This window comes from Veillonella atypica, from assembly GCF_041431435.1.
Lineage (GTDB): Bacteria > Bacillota > Negativicutes > Veillonellales > Veillonellaceae > Veillonella > Veillonella atypica.
On the sequence record NZ_JAPVXV010000004.1, the window covers coordinates 217,463 to 237,805 of the forward strand.

At 38.7% G+C, this 20,343-nt stretch carries 19 protein-coding genes and 1 tRNA gene; 3 read left to right on the forward strand and 17 right to left on the reverse strand.

Annotation, left to right across the window (positions count from 1 at the left end; genetic code table 11):
• Positions 1–5 precede the first annotated feature (5 nt).
• Positions 6–1,733 (reverse strand): biosynthetic-type acetolactate synthase large subunit, encoded by a 1,728-nt coding sequence (gene ilvB / locus O3598_RS06650; protein WP_371452217.1) that lies wholly within the window; start codon positions 1,731–1,733, stop codon positions 6–8.
• 172 nt (positions 1,734–1,905) lie between these two features.
• Here ilvB and O3598_RS06655 point away from each other — a divergent pair, with 172 nt between their 5' ends.
• Complete coding sequence (locus O3598_RS06655; RefSeq protein WP_005378607.1) at positions 1,906–2,184, forward strand: thioredoxin domain-containing protein; 279 nt, start codon at positions 1,906–1,908, stop codon at positions 2,182–2,184.
• Between the two features lie 61 nt (positions 2,185–2,245).
• Here the strand turns inward: O3598_RS06655 and O3598_RS06660 are convergent, their stop codons facing one another.
• From O3598_RS06660 to O3598_RS06675, 4 genes are all read right to left on the reverse strand, one after another.
• Positions 2,246–2,587: a nitrous oxide-stimulated promoter family protein gene (locus O3598_RS06660; protein ID WP_371452219.1), complete on the reverse strand. Its 342-nt coding sequence runs from the start codon at positions 2,585–2,587 to the stop codon at positions 2,246–2,248.
• Positions 2,588–2,595: 8 nt separating this feature from the next.
• Positions 2,596–3,414 carry a class I SAM-dependent methyltransferase gene (locus O3598_RS06665; protein ID WP_371452221.1) on the reverse strand — a complete coding sequence of 273 codons (819 nt, stop codon included), beginning with the start codon at positions 3,412–3,414 and terminating at the stop codon, positions 2,596–2,598.
• A 187-nt stretch (positions 3,415–3,601) separates the two neighbouring features.
• Entirely contained in the window at positions 3,602–4,918 is a 1,317-nt protein-coding gene (locus tag O3598_RS06670) for an RNA-binding domain-containing protein (RefSeq protein WP_371452222.1), read from the reverse strand.
• A 161-nt stretch (positions 4,919–5,079) separates the two neighbouring features.
• Complete coding sequence (locus O3598_RS06675) at positions 5,080–5,799, reverse strand: LemA family protein (RefSeq protein ID WP_371452224.1); 720 nt, start codon at positions 5,797–5,799, stop codon at positions 5,080–5,082.
• A 298-nt stretch (positions 5,800–6,097) separates the two neighbouring features.
• Between O3598_RS06675 and O3598_RS06680 the strand changes: the two genes are divergently transcribed.
• On the forward strand, positions 6,098–6,514 hold the full coding sequence (locus O3598_RS06680) for a hypothetical protein (RefSeq protein WP_005382895.1): 417 nt from the start codon (positions 6,098–6,100) through the stop codon (positions 6,512–6,514).
• 47 nt (positions 6,515–6,561) lie between these two features.
• Here the strand turns inward: O3598_RS06680 and O3598_RS06685 are convergent.
• The 11 genes from O3598_RS06685 to moaC form a co-directional block, all read right to left on the reverse strand.
• Positions 6,562–6,636 (reverse strand) — tRNA-Arg (locus O3598_RS06685).
• A gap of 127 nt (positions 6,637–6,763) precedes the next feature.
• Entirely contained in the window at positions 6,764–7,222 is a 459-nt protein-coding gene (locus tag O3598_RS06690) for a low molecular weight protein-tyrosine-phosphatase (RefSeq protein ID WP_371452226.1), read from the reverse strand.
• A gap of 36 nt (positions 7,223–7,258) precedes the next feature.
• Complete coding sequence (locus tag O3598_RS06695) at positions 7,259–7,894, reverse strand: flavodoxin family protein (RefSeq protein ID WP_316065144.1); 636 nt, start codon at positions 7,892–7,894, stop codon at positions 7,259–7,261.
• Between the two features lie 341 nt (positions 7,895–8,235).
• Positions 8,236–10,482 carry an autotransporter family protein gene (locus O3598_RS06700; protein ID WP_371452228.1) on the reverse strand — a complete coding sequence of 749 codons (2,247 nt, stop codon included), beginning with the start codon at positions 10,480–10,482 and terminating at the stop codon, positions 8,236–8,238.
• 147 nt (positions 10,483–10,629) lie between these two features.
• Complete coding sequence (locus O3598_RS06705) at positions 10,630–11,349, reverse strand: DUF4198 domain-containing protein (protein WP_371452230.1); 720 nt, start codon at positions 11,347–11,349, stop codon at positions 10,630–10,632.
• Positions 11,350–11,613: 264 nt separating this feature from the next.
• Positions 11,614–13,425, reverse strand: a complete 1,812-nt coding sequence (gene typA, locus O3598_RS06710; RefSeq protein ID WP_038123845.1) for a translational GTPase TypA — start codon at positions 13,423–13,425, stop codon at positions 11,614–11,616.
• 194 nt (positions 13,426–13,619) lie between these two features.
• Positions 13,620–14,567 (reverse strand): epoxyqueuosine reductase, encoded by a 948-nt coding sequence (locus tag O3598_RS06715; RefSeq protein ID WP_060807857.1) that lies wholly within the window; start codon positions 14,565–14,567, stop codon positions 13,620–13,622.
• A 140-nt stretch (positions 14,568–14,707) separates the two neighbouring features.
• The gene (murB, locus tag O3598_RS06720; protein ID WP_005378587.1) at positions 14,708–15,640 is read right to left on the reverse strand and encodes a UDP-N-acetylmuramate dehydrogenase; all 933 of its coding nucleotides are present in this window, start codon (positions 15,638–15,640) and stop codon (positions 14,708–14,710) included.
• A complete protein-coding gene (locus O3598_RS06725) occupies positions 15,612–15,980 on the reverse strand; it encodes a YlbF/YmcA family competence regulator (protein WP_005378601.1) in 369 nt (122 codons plus the stop codon). Before O3598_RS06725 ends, murB begins: the two co-directional genes overlap by 29 nt.
• Positions 15,981–16,047: 67 nt before the next feature.
• Positions 16,048–16,533: a tRNA (uridine(34)/cytosine(34)/5-carboxymethylaminomethyluridine(34)-2'-O)-methyltransferase TrmL gene (gene trmL / locus O3598_RS06730; RefSeq protein ID WP_005381877.1), complete on the reverse strand. Its 486-nt coding sequence runs from the start codon at positions 16,531–16,533 to the stop codon at positions 16,048–16,050.
• A 112-nt stretch (positions 16,534–16,645) separates the two neighbouring features.
• Positions 16,646–17,158, reverse strand: coding sequence for a cyclic pyranopterin monophosphate synthase MoaC (gene moaC, locus O3598_RS06735; RefSeq protein ID WP_118353615.1), 513 nt, complete (start codon positions 17,156–17,158; stop codon positions 16,646–16,648).
• A 105-nt stretch (positions 17,159–17,263) separates the two neighbouring features.
• On the opposite strand from moaC, the gene O3598_RS06740 reads away from it, so the two are divergent.
• Complete coding sequence (locus tag O3598_RS06740) at positions 17,264–17,941, forward strand: metal-dependent hydrolase (protein ID WP_371452232.1); 678 nt, start codon at positions 17,264–17,266, stop codon at positions 17,939–17,941.
• A gap of 746 nt (positions 17,942–18,687) precedes the next feature.
• On the opposite strand, the gene O3598_RS06745 is transcribed toward O3598_RS06740, so the two are convergent.
• Positions 18,688–20,325 (reverse strand): vWA domain-containing protein, encoded by a 1,638-nt coding sequence (locus O3598_RS06745; RefSeq protein WP_316065149.1) that lies wholly within the window; start codon positions 20,323–20,325, stop codon positions 18,688–18,690.
• Between the last annotated feature and the right edge of the window lie 18 nt (positions 20,326–20,343).

Below are 20,343 nucleotides of genomic sequence, written 5' to 3' on the forward strand. Positions count from 1 at the left end.
CCCTCCTATTTTTTATCCTTTAATAACATGTCGCTCAACGATTTACCTGCTGGTACCATTGGCAATACATTTAACTCGGTTGGAACGATACATTCAATAAGTGTTGGTCCTTTTTTGAAAGCATCCGCTTTTGTAAAGGCCGCTTCTAGTTCTTCAACTTTTGTAACACGTATACCTTGTGCACCATAGGCTTCTGCTAATTTCACAAAGTCTGGTACATATTCAAATTCATCGTTATCAATCATATCACGAGTGACAATAGCGCTTTCATCCATCAATAAATTAGTACATGCATAGCGTTTATCGTAGAATAATTGTTGCCACTGACGTACATTGCCAAGATAGCCATTGTTGATGACAACCAAGGTCACAGGCAAATGGTAATGCATAGCTGTTGCAAATTCTTGAATATTCATTTGCACGCCCCCATCCCCACAAATGGCGAATACGCGTTTTGTTGGATTGCCAAATTGAGCACCAATAGCCGCAGGGAATCCATAACCCATCGTACCTAAACCGCCGGATGTCAACAATTGATGATTGCCTTCGATTTCGAGGAATTGCGTAGTCCACAATTGGTTTTGACCTACATCGGTTGTCACCACTGGACGGTCATAATGATTATTAATGTAGTCGATAATATTTTGAGGTGTAAGACCTTCTTCACCAGCTTGCGTAACAGGGCGCTCTTCTTTTAACTGTTGCAATTGAGCTGGCCAATCGCCTAAGTTGTGAGGTTCAATATATTCTAATAGAGCTTCAATAGCTAGTTTTGCATCCGCCACGATTGGAATATCTACCTTAATATTTTTAGAAATGGATGCGGCATCTACGTCAATATGTACAATTTTGCAGTTTTGTGCAAATGTACTCAATTTGCCGGTAATACGGTCATTAAAACGAGTACCAATAGAGATCATCACATCACAATCGGTAATGGCCACATTCGGTGCATAGCCACCGTGAATGCCTACATTGCCTAAGTACAATGGATGACGTGAACTAATAGCACCTTTCCCCATCAAGGTAGTGACTACAGGAATACCCGTTTTATCTACCAGCTGTGTCATCAATTCATTAGCACCACTGATGCTAATACCACCACCTAATAAGAATAAAGGGCGTTTAGCTTTAGCAATAACGGAGCACGCTTTTTTTACCTGACCAATGTGAACTGTCGTATTTGGCTTATAACCACGGATGTTAACTTCATCAGGGTATACATCAGAGCCCATCGCTTTTTGAATATTCTTAGGTATATCTACGACAACAGGACCTGGGCGGCCTGTACGAGCAATGTAAAAAGCTTCTTTCAAAATACGTCCCAAATCCTTGCGGTCACGAACGGTAACAGCATATTTACTTACATTACGAACAATGCCGACCGTATCTACTTCTTGGAATGCATCATTCCCCATCAACGCCAAATCAACTTGGCCTGTAATACACACCATAGGTACACTATCTGAGTAGGCTGTAGCAATACCGGTAACAAGATTTGTCGCACCTGGGCCAGAAGTAACCATGCAAACGCCAACCTTACCTGTACTGCGTGCATAACCATCAGCAGCATGTGCTAATGCTTGCTCATGGCGAGGTAAAATTACTTTCACCTGATCTTGTTTGTATAATTCATCCATAATATCGATGGTTGCTGCCCCAGGATAGTTGAATAAAATCTCAACATTCTCCTCTTGCAATGCCTTCACCACGTATGCGGCACCTGAAATCATAGCCATCCTCCTATATAACAACCTACAAATGTTAGCAGATTATATCTAAAAAATTGAATATTGTTATTATTTATGATATACTTTTTAATATATCACATCTTAGTTGATGTGAGTATGAAATAACTCAATAAATCACTAAATTTAGTCGTATTTTCTGAAAGGACTGAATACTATGAAAGAAATTTTAGGTTTCCACTTAAACGGTTGCCCTTATTGCCATAACGCATTCCGTGCAATCGAAGAATTGCAAGCAGAAAATCCTGCATATAAAAATATCAAAATCGACTGGGTTGAGGATCAAGATGCTCACGAATTATTCAAAACGCATCCATATGAATACTACCCTAACCTTTGGTTCGGTACTGATAAACAATACGAAGCACAACCTGGTGAAAGCTATGACCAAACTAAGGCATACATCAAGGCTGTATTCGACAAAGCGCTTGCATAAAACTATATAACTAATAAAAATGCACCTCTAACATACAATTTAATGTAAGAGGTGCATTTTATTATGCCTTAGTATTAATACTTTTTTTGTCTTTCCATTCTAAATACATATGACGAATAACCTGAATTGGAGAATGTAGTAGCATCCGCGGACCACCATAGCGCATGATTTCACGGATTTTTTCTCGGTAGGTCGGCGCATAACAATGTGTTTTGCATACGCTACAGAACGTCTTATGCTCCATATGTGGGCATACATCGATGCGATACTGTGCATACTGCCATACCTGTTCACAATCTTCGCATAGTTGGCCCTTCGGCGTATGATGTTTATCATGACAATAGATGCCAATGATTTGACGCATCGTTTTGAGTTCTAATTGACGCTTCTCTTCTACTGTCATAATACCTCCTACTTAACCGACCACGATACCCATGCAACCGTATCCACTGTTTTATTATGAATTTTACCATCTATAGTACGGGGTTCAATGAGTTGTCTAATTTCTCGCTTCATATCTTCTATGGTCCCCCACTCATTATTGTGGAGGCGCAACGTAAAATAATCTACCGCTTTATCGATGCTCATAACCTCTGTTTCAGGAACTGTTTTGTAGGTAACTTTCACATTATGACCTATCTCATGAATAGCATCTAAACATTCTTTCAGTTTACCAGCCCACGGAAATGAATCTCGTCCGAAGAAATGTTCGGACAACATATCTACCGTTTCATCCATACGTTCACTAAATGCAATCCATAGACATGTATCATGGCTTGCATCATGCATGGCACGTATATTCTCTACATCAAACATAATAGGACAAAAAATACTATATGCCAAATCAAACGTTTTATTCCAACCTAATTTCTGTCTAGTTTCTTCAGACCATGGTGCAATATATAGGCTCACATCAAGGCCTTCTGTATCTGCCAGTTGTTTTGCACCCTGAATCATACCATCGGATAAATCAATGCCCGTAGTTTTATAGCCTTCTCTAGCTAATCCAAGTGCGTAATCGCCGACACCACAACCAATGTCGAGGGCAGTCCCACCATTTGGAGGTAATAGATGTTCGTCCTTTAAAAATGAGAGAAAGTCAGTTACCTGTGCCTTACGATCTGCTCGATTATGTAGTTCTACGAAAAATTTAGATCGATTATTCCAGGCCGCTTGTTCATCGCGCCAATCATGGAGATCAACAGATACTTCTTGTATTGTATTATTCATATTATATCCTCTAGACTGTAAATATAGTTAACACAATATCCATATGGCCCTATCGTTCCAAATGGGCAGTTCAGATTTTGTATATGGATACTATATTTTTATTGTATATTATTCTCAATAAAATTTGTGTTACTATAGTCACATTTACATATATTATCTAAAGTATCGAATATCCTATTCTATATATTTACATTGTATCGGATAAAATATATCGTATAGAACGTCCCTTGCCAATCTGTTTAAGTCGCCCCTTCTCCACTAATCGTCGTAATACTCTACCGCTCGTGGCCTGTGCTACTTTTAATTCTGTATCAACATCACTCCGTTTGATGCTTCCACAATCACGAACTAGATTAATGATCTGTTCTTCTTGCTGATAGCTAATTTTAGGTACATTATGTTCAGATATAGGCTCATCGATATTGCAATTTGGTAATATTAATTTAAATGCATTAGTAGTCACAATAATTTGAGGTTTAACTGTTTTATTTTTATAGGCATCCATAATTTTTTGTAAGCCTGTCCCATAGGCTTCAATTAATTCTAACCGATAAAATACATTAGCTAATTTGGGATTCCGGCACAATGAAAACCCATCTAATAAAATATCGTCTAAACTAGTTCTAGGTGGCAAACCGCCAAGCGATGTAAACTCAATACGATTATCATATATGCATATGGTTGGACTAGCCATATACGAATAATCTCTATGAACTAGCATATTTAATAATGCTTCACGAATAGCAATCTGTGGATAATCTCGTTTATCCTTTCTATGAAGCCCTTCAATAGTGGCTTTAACTGCATTTCGATTATCTATATACTCGTACGCTTCATATAATTGATCTAATAAGGCCCCTCTGATTTCACGCCTATCTCTAAAAATATATCCATCGGTTCCCTGAAATACTGCAATTTTCAACTCATGAGGACATTGATCAGACAATAGTAACCCCAGATTGGTATAAATATCATCAAATTCAGTAATGCCTAAGGTTCTTTTTTGCGGATCATTAAAGGCTAGAGTTTTACCATCAAATTCATGTTTTAACCGTTTAAATGTTAATTTTTGTTGTAAGGATCTAGCATTTTCGTAACTATCTCCGTCAGTATCGCGAATCATATCCTTAATTAACATATCACTAGCTGGCACAGAAGCGAAACCTTGTCGCACATATACACCACTAGGTTTTAATCCCTTACTATGAATATAATAAGGTCTTAACGTGCCACGTTGGACTGTAATTTTTAATATATTTTTATCATGCTCTACCAAATTATCGTAATGAATAAATGCAGTAATATCTGGCTTAATGGAATCTCGCACTAAATTACCTATTTTCAACATAAGAGCATCACAATCATCTATACCTACAATATCGCCATTATCATCAATACCAACATAAATAGTACCACCATTAGTATTAGCAAAGGCAATAATCTCCTTACGAATATCCGCTGTATATTCTCTTTTTAATTCTATTATTTCCGATTTCTTATACATAAAAACCTCCTTTCTAATCTAATCTAATCTAATCTAATCGCATTGTACTATTTTAATGATTAGAAAACAATATATTTCATTATTTCCCAATAATCATCAAAAGGGACTATACCCACATGCAATATATTTGCATAAGGTATAGTCCCTTATAGTTAGATAAACTATTTTTTATCATCTTGCTTAGTTTCTTCTGTATCTACAGATTTACCAAGCTCATTTTGTTTTAAAACTTGTTGTTCTAATTCTTCTACACTAGTTGGTTGTTCAGATTGTTCAGGTTTATCTTGAGGTTTAAATTCAGCAGGTTTCTTATCGAATGTATCTCTAAGTTTATCAGTACCTTCTTTAGCTAAGTTTTTGATAGCCTCAGGATCTGCACCGCTGAATGCTGCAAGAGCGTCTTCATTCTTAGGATCAAAGAATGGCGCTTGTTTAAAGCCCAACATAGCAGCTACGAATACCATTGGAATTTGCGCAATAGCACTATTGTACTCTTTAACTTGGAAGTTATAGATTTCCCGTTTATTAGAAATGAAAGTTTCATTTTCACTAATCGCTTCTAAAAATTTACCATATTGACTATCTGCTTTTAACTCTGGGAATTGATTAGCTAACGCCGTAATATTTTGAACAGCCTTAGCCGTTGCACGTGCCATTTCCAAGAAATTATCAGACACCTTTAATTGAATGGATTTCTCATAATCGCCATATTCATCAACTAAACCAGAGTATTGATTGATAATAGCTACCTTTTTCTCATAGGCTACGATAATATTAGCGCGAGCTTCTTTAATCTCTACAGTTAATTTTTGCAATGTATTATATTGCTTAATAAAGAAAATTACCAATGCTAATATCAGCAGAAATATTAATGAACTCATATAATCCTCTCTCCATTTCTGTAATACTATAATGAAAACCAAAATAACATGAACAACATAAATAATTTGGTAACATTATACCATATCAAATATATAACTGATATGAAATTTCATTCATGAAGTGTAAACTATAGAATACATTTCAGATATACCTTTACTCCATTTAGTAGTACGTTCATGTATGTCCATTCATTTTTCTCCTATTAATACATACAAATATCGCTTCAATGTTAACGATAAAAATTATTTCGTACACCACTTATATTTATTATAATAAAGAAAAGGAGGACTTGAAAGTATGGGAACCTATATACTAATCCTAATGTTTGTATTAGTTGCTATTGCCGTGACATTTGCTACTTATAACTTATCTATGATTAAATCTATGCCGCCTGAAGAACGTTATAAACTTCTCTATTTTAAAGATGATCAAGTCTCTATAGGCATTGGATTAGTAAGAAGAACATATAAATTAAAAGATATTCGCGAAGTACGTTTCTCTAAAGGCAAAAAATTCCGCAGCATGGGAAGTTGGGCCGGTAGAATGAAGATTTGCAAAATAAATGGTAAGACAAGTCGTTGGATAGAATTTGATGGTACTGTCTATTACAAAAAAATGGTATATATATCTAACGAAGAAATTATTGATAAATCAATAGACATACTCATGAAAGAATTTAGATCTAGAGGAATTCAATGTAATAAATATAGATAGTAACATACAAAAACGGCTTCTCAAAATTTCGAGAAGCCGTTTGCTATTGGTGCGCCTAGCAGGATTCGAACCTGCGCACCCGGTTCCGGAGACCGGCGCTCTATCCCCTGAGCTATAGGCGCATGTGTACTAAAGAATTATACCATATTACAGCATGCTTCGATAGTATAAAGTATATTAGCACATGGACATATAACATACGCCCCTATCATTAGCTAATCGATGAAATAATAATAGAGGCGTATTATTTTACATATTCTTTTGAATGACCTGTAAGAGTGCATCACAGCTACGACTGACATCATCATAGGTTTCATCAAAGTTTCCCGTATACCAAGGATCCTTTACATCTCGGCTTTCACCAACAAAGGTCATAGCCTTATGCACCTTATGATCCACATCATCACCGATAATGCGACGCAAGTTTCGTGCATTATTTTCATCCATGATGACGAGGTAATCAAATCTATGGTAATCATCTACAGTCACTTGGCGAGCCTTACGACGAGTATAAGGAATACCCATTTCATCTAATTTTTGTTTAGTCCCATAATGGGTATCATTCCCTATCTCCTCACGAGATGTGGCAGCAGATTCGATATAAATAGAATCAGTCAAACCTGCCTCGTTAACGATATGCTTCATATAAAACTCTGCCATCGTAGAACGACAAATATTTCCGTGACAGATAAATAAAACATTAACCATTATATCTCCTTTAACACCACACCAAGTGCCGAATTATTAACGTACAAAGTTCGTAGATACATTTTTCTCTGTATCTGGATATGGCACACCTTGCTCCTTGGCTACCGCAAAGCTACGCATCATCCAAATCATATTACGAGCCAAGTTACGCATGGTTTGCATACCTTCTTCATCTTGCTTAGCATCCGCTGCTACTAGGCCGTGGCTGATATTCCAATACGTAGAGCCTGCAATTGGCATTTGAGAAATACCAAAATATTTATTAAGCACATCAAAGGATGCCGTTGTGCCACCACGACGAGCTACCGCAATAGATGCACCTGGTTTAAAGGCAAATGGATTTGGTGTTACATTTTCTGCACTGAAAAATACACGATCTAAAAAGGATAAAATACGACCACTTGGATGTGCATAATATACAGGTGTGGCAAAAATAAATCCGTCCGCATCCTTCGCTTTTTCTACGAATGCATTTACATCATCATCTTTAAATACACATTCGCCATGTTCAAAACAATAGCCACATTGAATACAATCACGAATAGGCTTATTGCCAAGCTGAATGACCTCTGTCTCTACATTGGCTTCGCTGAATACCTTTTGTACCTCTTGTATAGCTTGCATAGTCGTACCATTTACATGGCTACTACCATTTACGATCAAAACTTTCATATTCTATTCTCCTAATTTTTACTTAAAAAATTGTATAAGCTCTAGTTTTTATATATTAGCATAGAAATGTGAATTTGTTAAATTAATAGATTTAGATGCCCGAACCCTCTTTTCAGAATTAAAGAAAATATAATTACACATTATCGCCGTAAAATATAGCCCTAGTAATTTTAATAAATAATCAATTGTCATATTATAAAATAATAATCTTTTATCTTATAAACAAAAACATCGACTACTATCATATGAATTAGTCGATGTTTTTTGCACTATAAAGTTAACTATTCATGGCCGTCTAAAACTTCTATTAAAATAAACCTACAAAATAGTTATATATTCAATTAGAAATTATGTCGTACCCCCGCATCGATACGCCATGTATTATCTATAGTAGCACCAAAGTTTTTCGTAAATGTGCCATATAGGTATGTACTAGGGCGAACGCTCCAGGAACCGCCTATTTCAGCATCGATCCAAGTATCTTTCAAATCGAGTTCCGTTTTTACTGTTGGATTGCCAGGTGCGGAATAGGTTGTGTTCATCTTACCAGCAAATTCATGAGCCAATGCAAGTTTTGCAAAGATATTGGATTTTTCTGTTTCTTTACCAATACCAAAGCCTAATCTACCCACGGCGGAGTTAACGCCGTCAGCTTTCACATGCATGGAGCCACCACCGGCAATATTAGCATCATAGGATACGCCATTCAAACGACCTACGATGAATTCTACGCTAGGGTCGATGTAGAAGCCATTTTGTTTCTTAATGCGCTTACCGTATTCAGCACTCAAGGATGTGCCAAATGTGTGGTAATCACCGTTCACACGTTGTCCACCTACCGAATAAAGTTTGTAATTATTGGATAAACGGTTTCCACGAGCGATAATGTCTAGGTAACGACCATCATCATGTTGTTTTGTGCCATATAGTGCAATACCACCAATTTTACCATCACCACTGCCAACGGCGTAGGAATTGCTAGATGTACTGTAATCTAGGGCACCACCAAAAATCCAGCCATTCGATACCTTATGGTCGTAACCAAGTTGAACGCCATTATAGGTCATGCGAGCATCAGCGCCATCTGTAATCTTTGATTTACCACCAATATATTTAGCCCACACACCTTGATCTGTATTAGCTAAACGAAGGTCGCCTAAACGACGTTGTAAATCGTTTGTATTATTACGCCATGCCATAGCCGTAGATGCAAGAGCGGATTTTGTACCACTTACCAACGAAGATTCTCCAGTGTGTTTAACAGTCGCCGTATTACCTACAACAAGATTACCTTGTGCATCAAATGCATCTGTACCAAGTTCTGCAACAGCTGCAGGTCGTGTAATTCCTTCATTAATTTGAACTGCGGTAGCTAGTTTCTTATCATTTCCAGTATATTGTAATTTGTTGGCCAATGATTGCATTTCAGCACGATAGCTAGCATCATCGGTTAAGTTTTTAGCACTATCCCCTTGCACCGTTACATGGCTATTGTCAGCCGCATGTTGGATAATGATTTGCCCCTTACCTTCTTCACTAGCTGGTACACCAGCCTTATAATCAGCATTCACAAAACCACTATAGTTTTGAATCATCATTGGACGTGCATCGATTGGATGAATGATACCTGCTGCAGTTGGATTTGCTCCACCTACGAGATTACGTACTTTACTTCCCTTATATAGGTACGCCTCATTATCCCCAGAAGGACGTTCTTTTTTAGGAGTAGGTCGTTCCATGCCAATCCATTCATTATTCCAAATAGCCCCATTTTGTAGATAAATATCCGCACCGGAATTATGTGGATTTTTATTGCTTTCAGCATATTCATTCAAAACAGCACCGGTAAGGCTAGAATTAGGTGTTGTGAAAGCTAACGCTATATTAGTAGGGCTTTCATTATGATTTGGATCGCGTCCATAGTCCTTATTGATAAGGCCCACATTGCCAACAGCAACTAGGTCCTTAGTACCTGGATGTTTGCCATCAGCGCCTGCATTAACATATACATCCCCTTCTTCTGCTACTACAGAATAAGTATCAGATGTTTCTACAGGATGAGTGATAATCTTACCGCCTCCATCAACAAGGATATGACCTCGTTGATTGACTTGTAAACCAGAGCCGATAGCATCGATATCTACATTGCCTTTAACGTGAATGTTAGTGTCACCAAAATCTCGATCAGGATTATCTTTACTTAGGCGTGGAACCTTACCACCGTAACCGGCGTAAACAGCACTCATATAATAATGACCAAGATCTCTTTTGGCTGCTGGTGCATCATTCTTTAACCGTACAACAAGATCTTTATCTACCGTTAGTTGTGAACCAAATCCATTATAGATACCTGTTACATTTTTACTTTTACCTGCATCGGTTAAGCTTTTTCCATGTACATTAACCGTTAATGTATCCGTAATATGTTTAACTTCAGGTGCTGTTTGTACAGGTGAGCCCATTGTTAAACCGAGCAGTTCTTCTGCTTTATCACTCGACACATTAATATCAGTGGCCCCAGCAGAATAAGATAAACCTGTTAACACTAAAGCAGCCATGACTGCCGATACATGACGATATAATTTCATAAAGTTCTCTCTTCTTTCTTAGCCAGTCTTAATTTACACTCTCAACAGACTGGTTTATATACACTCAAAAAAATAGAAAGACCCCCTAAGTCCAACTTAGGAGGTCTTTTCTAATTTACACACTCAGTGAATACTATACGATAATGATTATTCAGGATTGATAATGAATGACAATGCGCTGAAGTATTTATTTTGTTCTCCTTTAGTTTGAGTTGGGAAGCCTACTTCTACGCCTACTACGTTAAGGCCGTTAGCACTTACTGTAACAGTTGCTTTACCGTTTGCATCAGCTTGGCTTTCATTTGTAAGGTCGTTAATTACGTCCTTAATAAGCGGAGCATTTGCATAAGGTTTACCATCTTTCAACACTTGGATTTCATAAGTATCACCTTTTCTAAGTGTCAATGGGTTAACAGATGGGATAATTTGAATGAAAGCAGTTTTGTTGTTGAAAGGTTTTGCATCAGCGTTCCAGTAGTGAACATCGTATTTGATAGCATGTGTACTTTTTGTAGCGCCTGGAACTTCTGTAATTGGTTTATGTACAGTTTTGCCATCTTTATCTTTGGTCCAATAACCATAGTCAAAATCAGTTACTGTAATGCCTAAGTTATCAGAAGGTATAATTGCTACATTTTTTTCATGTTTGATAACTTGTAAAGGAATTACCATACCATTATTATCCAAACCAACGATACCTTTTACCATTTCTGGGCTATAAGCATCATCTACCGGACCTTCGCCAAGAACTAACGCTTTTTCATCTAAACGGTTAGCAAAGAATACGCCATGTGCATCAACAGAAGCGCATACACAGCCTGCAGCTAAACCTACAGCAAATAAGGATGCTAATAATTTCTTATTCATAAGAACCTCCATAATCAATAACTTATATCAACAAACTTGCTATTATTATACAAATTTATGGAGGTTTCGTATATACCTATACCCGTATAATCAAGACATTATGCATACTTTGTATATATAGGCATTACTATGCTTATCTATCATAAATGATAAATTTATCATCTAACTTTCATGTATATATAATAAATAGGAATACCTAAACCTTACAAAAATACAAAAACGACACTCACTAGGAGTGTCGTTTTCATATATCTTGTATAGATATTATTTTTTATTTTTTGCAGCTTTCGCACGTGCAGCACGATCAAGGATTGTTTTACGCATACGAATGCTTTCAGGTGTTACTTCAACAAGTTCGTCATCGTTGATCCACTCAAGAGCTTGTTCCAAGGAGAAGATACGAGGTGGAGTCAAGCGAACTGCTTCATCAGAGGAGCTGGAACGCATGTTAGTAACGTGTTTTTTCTTACATGGGTTAACGTCCATATCAAGTTCACGAGTGTTTTCACCGATAACTTGGCCTGCGTACACGTCTTGGTTAGGACCAACGAACAATGTACCACGGTCTTGAACGGAGTTCAAACCATATGGTGTAGTTTCGCCATTTTCGAATGCTACCAAGGCACCACGTGTACGGGAAGGGATTTCGCCTTTGTATGGTGCATAACCATGGAATACATGGTTCATGATACCATTACCTTTTGTAGCTGTTAAGAATTGTGCACGGAAACCGATCAAACCACGTGCAGGAATTACGAATTCCATACGAAGGTAACCGGCCAATTCAACCATGTTAGTCAATTCAGCTTTACGTTGACCAAGGTTTTCCATTACAGTACCCATGAATTCTTGAGGTACATCGATAGTCAAGGCTTCTAATGGTTCGCACAATTTGTCGTTAATAGTTCTAAAGATTACGCGTGGTTTACCTACTTGTAATTCGTAGCCTTCACGACGCATAGTTTCGATCAATACAGCTAAGTGCAATTCGCCACGGCCAGATACTTTGAAAGCATCGGCAGAATCAGTTTCTTCTACCTTCATAGAAACGTTAGTTTCTACTTCGCGGAATAAACGATCACGTAAGTGACGGGATGTAACGAATTCACCTTCGCGACCTGCGAACGGAGAGTTGTTTACGGAGAATACCATGGACAATGTTGGTTCGTCGATGGAGATGGATGGCAATGCTTCAGGATTTTCAGCATCTGCTACAGTTTCGCCGATATTGATATCGTCGATACCTGCGAATGCAATGATATCACCCATTTGTGCTTCATCAGTTTCAACACGGTTCAAGCCATTGTATGTATATACGCGGCCAATTTTCGCTTTACGAGTGCTTTCACCAGTCATGATAGCCACTTGTTGGTTAGGTTTCATTTTACCGCGAACGATACGACCTACTGCGATTTTACCGATGAAGTTATCGTAATCAAGTGTAGTAACCATGAATTGAAGAGGACCTTCCAAATCACCTTGTGGTGCAGGAATTTCTTTAATCAAGGTTTCAAATAATGGTTCCATATTTACTGCTTCGTCATCCCAGTTAGTTTTAGCCACACCAGCACGAGCAGATGCGTATACTACAGGGAAATCGAGTTGGTCATCATCAGCTTCAAGTTCCATGAACAATTCAAGAACTTCATCTTCAACCTCTTTAACACGTTGGTCAGGACGGTCGATTTTGTTGATAACTACGATTGGTTTCAATTTTTGTTCTAATGCTTTACGCAAAACGTATTTAGTTTGAGGCATTGGACCTTCGTAAGCATCTACGAGAAGCAATACGCCATCAACCATGTTAAGTACACGTTCTACTTCGCCGCCGAAGTCAGCATGGCCTGGAGTATCAACGATGTTGATTTTGATGCCATCATGCATAACTGCAGTGTTTTTAGACAAGATAGTAATACCACGTTCACGTTCCAAATCATTGGAGTCCATTACGCGTTCTGCTACCTTTTCATTTTCACGGAACACATGGCTTTGTTTTAATAATGCGTCCACCAAAGTAGTTTTACCATGGTCAACGTGGGCGATAATCGCTACATTACGAAGATTTTCGCGAATCATAAGATCCTCCCTTTAATTCCTTTAGTATATTCTATATCATATAACGCTTGTGAAAGTCGCTATATAGGTATATTCCCAAAATTGGCAACACTTAATTATAACGCAGTCTATAGAAAAAAGTCAAAACAGACGCTATTCTAATCATGGCAATTTCAACATTTGATTATACTTTTGACTCATCTTAAACCAAAGACTTATTTACGCTCTATCACGCGCTTAGCAGATTTACGCAACAATGGAATTTGTTCATTCGTTAAATGAAAACAGAATTTAGGAATCATCTGTTCTATAATCTCTTCATCAGAGGCTTTCAAAATAAATTCTGGCTGTAGCATAGGTTCCAATTCATCAAGTCCAGGATAGTCTTTCCCGACGCTCCAATCATGATTCTTATTAAATGGGCACGAGTCTTGGCAATTATCACAACCTATAATCCACTCTTCCAACATATCCTCTGTCACACCTTCTGGCAAATTACCATCACCAAAGGTATTGATAAAAGATACACAGGTTAATGGGTTCATTGTAAACGGTGCAGATAAAGATTTCGTTTTACACCCTTGCTGACATAAATCGCAAGTATCTGGACATGGTGGTATCTCTAGATGCTGAATATACTCACAAGACTTATCTATTAAATAGGCTACCAATTCATAATTAGAACCTTTAGGGCCATAAAAGAAATTATTTTTCCTATAAATGCCAAGTCCTGCTGCTACGGAAGCGGGGCGTAGCGGAACAACCCCTGCAGGCCTTGCTGTTTCACCGCCAATACATTGGATATTCTTACTATGCAACCACGTTTCAAAAGATCGTCTTCGTTTGGCTTCAACACCATCTGGGATATTGGCTAATGATAATAGTAAGCCTTTTGCATATCGCTTCTGCAGCGACACAGGAAACTTATAATTTCCAAAATACTCGGTACAAACTACTATAGATTGTGCCCAAGGATAATTATCTTTTAATGCTAGAAAGTCTTTACTATGAGCATATACATCTTCACTTTCAGGTACATCTTCTAGACGCTTCGTTAACCGGTCTTTATAAAAATCAAGTGCATCAAGAGGCACTATACCACAACTATCATAGCCACATGCTAGCGCTTTATCATGAATCTCCTGGGCCAACAAAGTATTCATATCATCGCCTCCTAAACATAGATTAACTATATAGTTATCATACTCTTTTACAGACTATAAAAAAAGATTTCTTATGAATTCATCATACCTAAAAAAGGATAACGGTTCATAAGAAATCTTGTATGAGTATTTAGTTTGTATTAATCTTCGCCAATCATACGTACTTCTGGTTCAAGATGCACACCATGTTGGTCATATACGCGACGTTGTACTTCAGCAATTAAATCAAGTACATCCTTCGCACTAGCACTGCCTGTATTGATAACAAAGCCCGCATGCTTATGGGATACTTGCGCATCTCCTACGGATAAGCCCTTAAGGCCTGTTTGTTCAATCAAGGTCCCTGCAAAATACCCTGGTGGGCGTTTAAAGGTGGATCCAGCACTAGCAAATTCTAAAGGCTGTTTGGACTCGCGTTTTTCTGTAAGCTCATCCATTCTAGCCTTAATAACATTTTTATCGCCTGGTTTAAGCGTCATAATCACTTCGCCAATAACCTCATGATTATCATGGAATACACTATGACGATACCCAAAATCTAAATGCGATGCATCGTATTCTTTGATATTGCCTTGAAAATCTACAGCTCGCACCGCAGTGACTACATGGCTCATTTCCCCATCATAAGCGCCGGCATTCATAAATACGGCACCCCCTAATGTGCCAGGAATACCGATAGCAAACTCAAGGCCGGTCAAGCCATTTTCCCAGGCGAACTCAGAAGCGTCTTTCAACATATACCCAGAACCGATACACAATACGTTATCATTGCAGTCCATAATTTGTGTCATATGTCGAACAGATACAACAGCACCGCGAATGCCACCATCCTTCACGAGAATATTGGATCCGCAACCAATAATGGTAACAGGCACATCAAACTCGTGAATGGTGCGAAGCGCAAAGCTCAATTCAGCCATCGTTGTAGGCTCAACGAACAAATCAGCAGGACCGCCGATTTTAAAGGTCGTATGATGACGCAAGTACTCCTCTTCTCGTACACGTGTACTTGGTAATGTTTCTAATAAAGCCGTTTGTAGGGCCTTAATGTTGTGGTTGTTGTTTTTCCCCATGATCTAAAACTTTCATCCCCTCAGTGATTGGTTCGCTAATGATTTTGTAAATATCATTAGATACTTGGCTCCAACGCATTTGCGCTTGCAAATAATTAGCAGCTGCAGTATTTGCTTGAATTTGAGGCATCAATTCCTCTTGTTTCTTTTGCAAATCATCTGCTTCAGGCGCGCCGGACAACTTAGCATATTCCCATTGCATTTGTTGAGCCATAAATGTGCGCACCAATGCAGTTGCTTCTGCGTCAGCTTTCACAGCCTCTTGCGCTTGCATCAACTCTTTATACTCTTCAGATTCACGCATTGCGTGTGCTAAATCATGAGCTTTATCGTAATTCATATTCATTCCCCCTATTGCATACACTATTCTTTGTGAAAGCTAAGTCTCACAAACATCATACATTATTTTACTTATGGCTAATCCAATTGCCAACTTCTTTCAAATCTGGATAATCCAATTGACGCATAGCCTCATAGGCAATAATAGCCACAGAATTAGAAAGGTTTAAAGACCGAGCCTCTTCCACCATAGGAATGCGAATGCACGTTTCCTCATTACCTTCTAATAAACTTTCAGGTAAACCTCTAGTTTCAGGACCAAACACGAGCATATCACCGATTTCAAATTTCACATCAGAATGCACATGTTTTGCCTTTGTAGTAGCATAAAAATAACGACGATCAGGATATTTCGCATATAATTCTTCTATATTTTCATGTACCTGTACATCTACCAAATGCCAATAATCAAGGCCCGCTCGTTTAACGTGCTTGTCATCAATGGAAAAACCCAATGGCTTGATGAGATGCAAGGTCATATGGTTTGCCGCACAAAGGCGTGCAATATTACCGGTATTACCAGGAATCTCCGGTTCATATAATACAATTTCCATACTATTCCCTCTATTCTTATATCTATATTATTCTACCTAATCTAAAGTACGTATTCAAGTAGTGAATTCTATTTTTCCTAGGTGGGACACAAATAGCCCTACACCACTAAGATTATTTACTGCTACTTCGAATAAAATGGCCGCTCTTTCCCCCATCTTTTTCAACGAGATACGTAGGCCCCATAATCATGCCTTTATCAATGGCCTTGCACATATCATATACCGTAAGAAGGCCCACTTGAACAGCCGTAAGGGCCTCCATTTCAACACCGGTTTGCCCCGTCGTCTTAACCGTAGCCGTAATTTTAACTGCTTTATTATGTGTATCCGTTGTGAAAGCCGGACTTTCACCATCAACAAGGTGGCAATGAACCTCTACCTTCGTAAGCATCAAAGGATGGCACAACGGAATGAGATTACTCGTTTGCTTAGCCCCCATAATAGCAGCCAATTGAGCCACGGACAAAACATCACCCTTTTTCATCGTTCCACTTTGGATACGATCAAAAATAGCATCATTAATGGCGATAAAACCTTCTGCTACCGCAATACGATGCGTGTGGTCCTTCCCCGAAACATCCACCATCCACGCATTACCTTGTTCATCAAAATGTGTTAATTCCATAATATTTCCTTATTTTATGTATAAATGTACATCAATAGTTTTACTTTTTCCATTTCTATTATACAATATAATTAAATTAGTATATATGAGGAAGGAAGTGTTCCTATGAAAACAAAATTAACTTATTTCGGCCATGCGTGCTTTATGTTAACAAACGGCGACGTATCCATGATTTTCGACCCATTTTTAACAGGCAATACATGGGATATCGCAAAAAAAGAAGATATTAAATGCCAATACATCTTCGTCAGCCACGGTCACGATGATCACTACGGCGACACTGAGTTCATCGCTAAAGCTAATGATGCGCTCGTAATCTCTACAGCTGAAGTTGCTGGCAAAGCAGCTGCTGCAGGTTGCCGTACACACGCGATGCACCTTGGCGGTAAATATGACTTTGAATTTGGTTCCGTTCGTATCGTTCCTGCATTCCATGGCGCTGGCGTACCAGGTGGTCACGCAGCAGGTTGCATCGTCAACTTCTTTGGCGACATCGTATACTTTGCAGGCGACACAGCCCTCTTTAGCGACATGAAACTATTAAACCGCTTCGGCGATATCGACTACGCACTTCTCCCTATCGGCGATAACTACACAATGGGCGTTGAAGATGCAGCCCTCGCAGCAAGCTATGTAAAAGCTCGTATTTCCATCCCAATCCACTACAAAACATGGCCTGTTATCGACCGCGAACCAGGCGTATTCACAAGCCTTGTAGAAGGCAAATACAACCAAACTGCGGTTATTATTGATCCAGGTTCTTCTATTGAATTAAACAGCTAATTAAGCACACAAGACTGAGGAGGCACCTACTTCCGAAATCTTCCACCGGCTATTTCTTCGCCCCTTCGGGGCTCAGGCCAAAGTCAGATTTCGAAAGCAGGTGTCTCCTCTTTTTCTTTTACTGTAAAGGGAAACATAAAAAAGGACGCAATCGCGTCTTTTTTTATGTGATGAATACTTTAAAATCACAATAAAATAAATAGTATTTACGCCCTAAAGGAAGCTACGGACATCTAAAATTTAACCCGTCCCGCCCTCTGTATATACGTCTAAAAATTAGAACAGGCCTGTTCTATTTCTAGAACCCTAGTGTAATCGGCAACTTAACAATCTTAATAGATAAGTATCATCTACGCTCAAAAGAAAGTTAGGGACGTCTAAAATCTAACCCATCCTATCCTCTATATATGCGTCTAAAAATTAGAACAGGCCTGTTCTATTTCTAGAACCCTTGTGTAATCAACTACTTAACAATCTTAGTGACTAAATTAATAGAAGGTTCAAAAAGGCGCGATGGCTTTCAAAATCTGACTTTGGCCTGTTCTCTTTTTACCCGATGTAATCAGCTACTTAACAATCTTAATAGACTAAATTAACAAGACGTCCAAAGGGGAGGTGAGGGTGTTTAAAATCTGACTTTGGCCTGAGCCCCAAAGGGGCGAAGAAACAGCCGGTGGAAGATTTTAGACACCCTCACCTCCCTTTGCCGTAAAGAATATGGTCTAATTAAGATTATTAAGTAATGATTACTCTTGATTCGCCATGGAAAACCCCGACCGACTGCTCATTCTCACGAATTCGTCAATGTCTTGTGTTTCGTCAACGGCTACATAGCCCATTTCACGAACTATGCCGTGCGGATTATGCAAGGATAGTTTAGGTTCAGAGCCCGTAAGGACCCAAAGTACTTTGTATCCTTTTGGAGCTTCGCGAAGGCGGTCTTCGCCTTTCCCATCCGTAAAGTATACGAGTAAATCTACGTGATGTTGATTGGCTAAGGAGAATACAGGTGAAAAGGCTGTTGACCCACGCACATCGAGTCGTGGTTTTACGTCTTTCACAGTTTCCATTGTGTAGGTACGACGTACTTCGTTATCACATTCTACAATGGTAATGCGATGATTATAGGCATGTACGATTTGTAATACTTGTTCTAAAGCATTGGTAAATTCCGCATCTGTAATGCTACCGCTCATATCGAGGGCTACCCACACATTCGCCTTATGTTGGCGTAATGTGCCAGATAATTCCAGACGCTCAGGTTGACGACGATTGCGACGCATCGTCGTTTTTTTATGTCCACTAGCCACCTTGCCCATCAACTTTTTAAGATAAAAATACCATGGCAAGGAACGACGCGTCTTTTGGAATGTATCGATAAGGCTTTTTACATAACCTTCCATATCCCCTTTTGATGCTTCGTTGATATAGCGTTCCGTAATTTTATCCATCGTCTCTGTATCGATAGCATCGGACTCATCCCAAATATCATGGCTTGAATCAGCATTAAACTCCATGGCTATGATTTGACTGGAATCCTCGACAGCTATAAAAAGATCTGGTTTTTCCTGCATTGCTTTATCAATGGCCTTTGCGTAGTACTCCAATGTGCGGAATCGCTTTAGTAAAAGTCCATATCTTGCATTTACATTGGCAACGGTTATAGCATCGCGGTCTACATGTTCTAAATAATCGTTTACAACCATGTCCATAGCCATGTGAACAGCTTTTTTATTAAACCGTTGACTAAGTTCTTTGACCCGCATCAAATGAGCGGATATAACATGTAATATTTCTCGCTTAATACCATCTTTCATAACATCCGGCGGTTGTCGTAACATAATGAAAGGATTCACATATAGCACATAGCCACCGTGTTTGAGGTTAACACCAAAAGCGCTGGTCATGTCTAAGCGTACACGATGCGTCATTTGTAGATAAAAATAGCCAAAGAATTGATCCTCGTCAAACAATAAACTATTTACATCATGCAAGATATGCCATAACCGTTGTTCATAGCCATCGGCTAGTACGTGTTGTGTCAACACATCGAGATCTGTGCCTTCGCCCTCATACAGTTCCGTTAATCCCTTGCCTATCGTGCCAATATGACTATCCGACATATTGTGATTTACCATATCTACAGCAATATCTTCTGCCTGTTGTTTATGCACTGGATGTTCATCTACATACGCTTGATAACGCGCATATACTTGCTCATACAACGCATCCGCATCACGAGCAATCTGATTTCGCTTTCTATGCCAGCGATCGAGTTCCTTGATAGCCTGTTCATCGTAGCGTCCAGTCTTCTCCCATCCGTCTATATGAGTGAGCAGGTCAGACGCATCCCGAATATCGTCTTTATCTAAATTTCGATTCATAATTTCTACCTGTCATTT

What these genes read in the sequence shown, in the direction of transcription:
- O3598_RS06715 (WP_060807857.1), bottom strand. Translation starts at nt 14,567, where the DNA reads ATGAATACTTTGTTGGCCCAGGAGATTCATGATAAAGCGCTAGCATGT.
- murB (WP_005378587.1), bottom strand. Translation starts at nt 15,640, where the DNA reads ATGGGGAAAAACAACAACCACAACATTAAGGCCCTACAAACGGCTTTA.
- O3598_RS06745 (WP_316065149.1), bottom strand. Translation starts at nt 20,325, where the DNA reads ATGAATCGAAATTTAGATAAAGACGATATTCGGGATGCGTCTGACCTG.
- trmL (WP_005381877.1), bottom strand. Translation starts at nt 16,533, where the DNA reads ATGGAAATTGTATTATATGAACCGGAGATTCCTGGTAATACCGGTAAT.
- O3598_RS06655 (WP_005378607.1), top strand. Translation starts at nt 1,906, where the DNA reads ATGAAAGAAATTTTAGGTTTCCACTTAAACGGTTGCCCTTATTGCCAT.
- O3598_RS06670 (WP_371452222.1), bottom strand. Translation starts at nt 4,918, where the DNA reads ATGTATAAGAAATCGGAAATAATAGAATTAAAAAGAGAATATACAGCG.
- ilvB (WP_371452217.1), bottom strand. Translation starts at nt 1,733, where the DNA reads ATGATTTCAGGTGCCGCATACGTGGTGAAGGCATTGCAAGAGGAGAAT.
- O3598_RS06725 (WP_005378601.1), bottom strand. Translation starts at nt 15,980, where the DNA reads ATGAATTACGATAAAGCTCATGATTTAGCACACGCAATGCGTGAATCT.
- O3598_RS06695 (WP_316065144.1), bottom strand. Translation starts at nt 7,894, where the DNA reads ATGAAAGTTTTGATCGTAAATGGTAGTAGCCATGTAAATGGTACGACT.
- typA (WP_038123845.1), bottom strand. Translation starts at nt 13,425, where the DNA reads ATGATTCGCGAAAATCTTCGTAATGTAGCGATTATCGCCCACGTTGAC.
- O3598_RS06740 (WP_371452232.1), top strand. Translation starts at nt 17,264, where the DNA reads ATGAAAACAAAATTAACTTATTTCGGCCATGCGTGCTTTATGTTAACA.
- O3598_RS06690 (WP_371452226.1), bottom strand. Translation starts at nt 7,222, where the DNA reads ATGGTTAATGTTTTATTTATCTGTCACGGAAATATTTGTCGTTCTACG.
- O3598_RS06680 (WP_005382895.1), top strand. Translation starts at nt 6,098, where the DNA reads ATGGGAACCTATATACTAATCCTAATGTTTGTATTAGTTGCTATTGCC.
- O3598_RS06705 (WP_371452230.1), bottom strand. Translation starts at nt 11,349, where the DNA reads ATGAATAAGAAATTATTAGCATCCTTATTTGCTGTAGGTTTAGCTGCA.
- O3598_RS06665 (WP_371452221.1), bottom strand. Translation starts at nt 3,414, where the DNA reads ATGAATAATACAATACAAGAAGTATCTGTTGATCTCCATGATTGGCGC.
- O3598_RS06675 (WP_371452224.1), bottom strand. Translation starts at nt 5,799, where the DNA reads ATGAGTTCATTAATATTTCTGCTGATATTAGCATTGGTAATTTTCTTT.
- O3598_RS06660 (WP_371452219.1), bottom strand. Translation starts at nt 2,587, where the DNA reads ATGACAGTAGAAGAGAAGCGTCAATTAGAACTCAAAACGATGCGTCAA.
- moaC (WP_118353615.1), bottom strand. Translation starts at nt 17,158, where the DNA reads ATGGAATTAACACATTTTGATGAACAAGGTAATGCGTGGATGGTGGAT.
- O3598_RS06700 (WP_371452228.1), bottom strand. Translation starts at nt 10,482, where the DNA reads ATGAAATTATATCGTCATGTATCGGCAGTCATGGCTGCTTTAGTGTTA.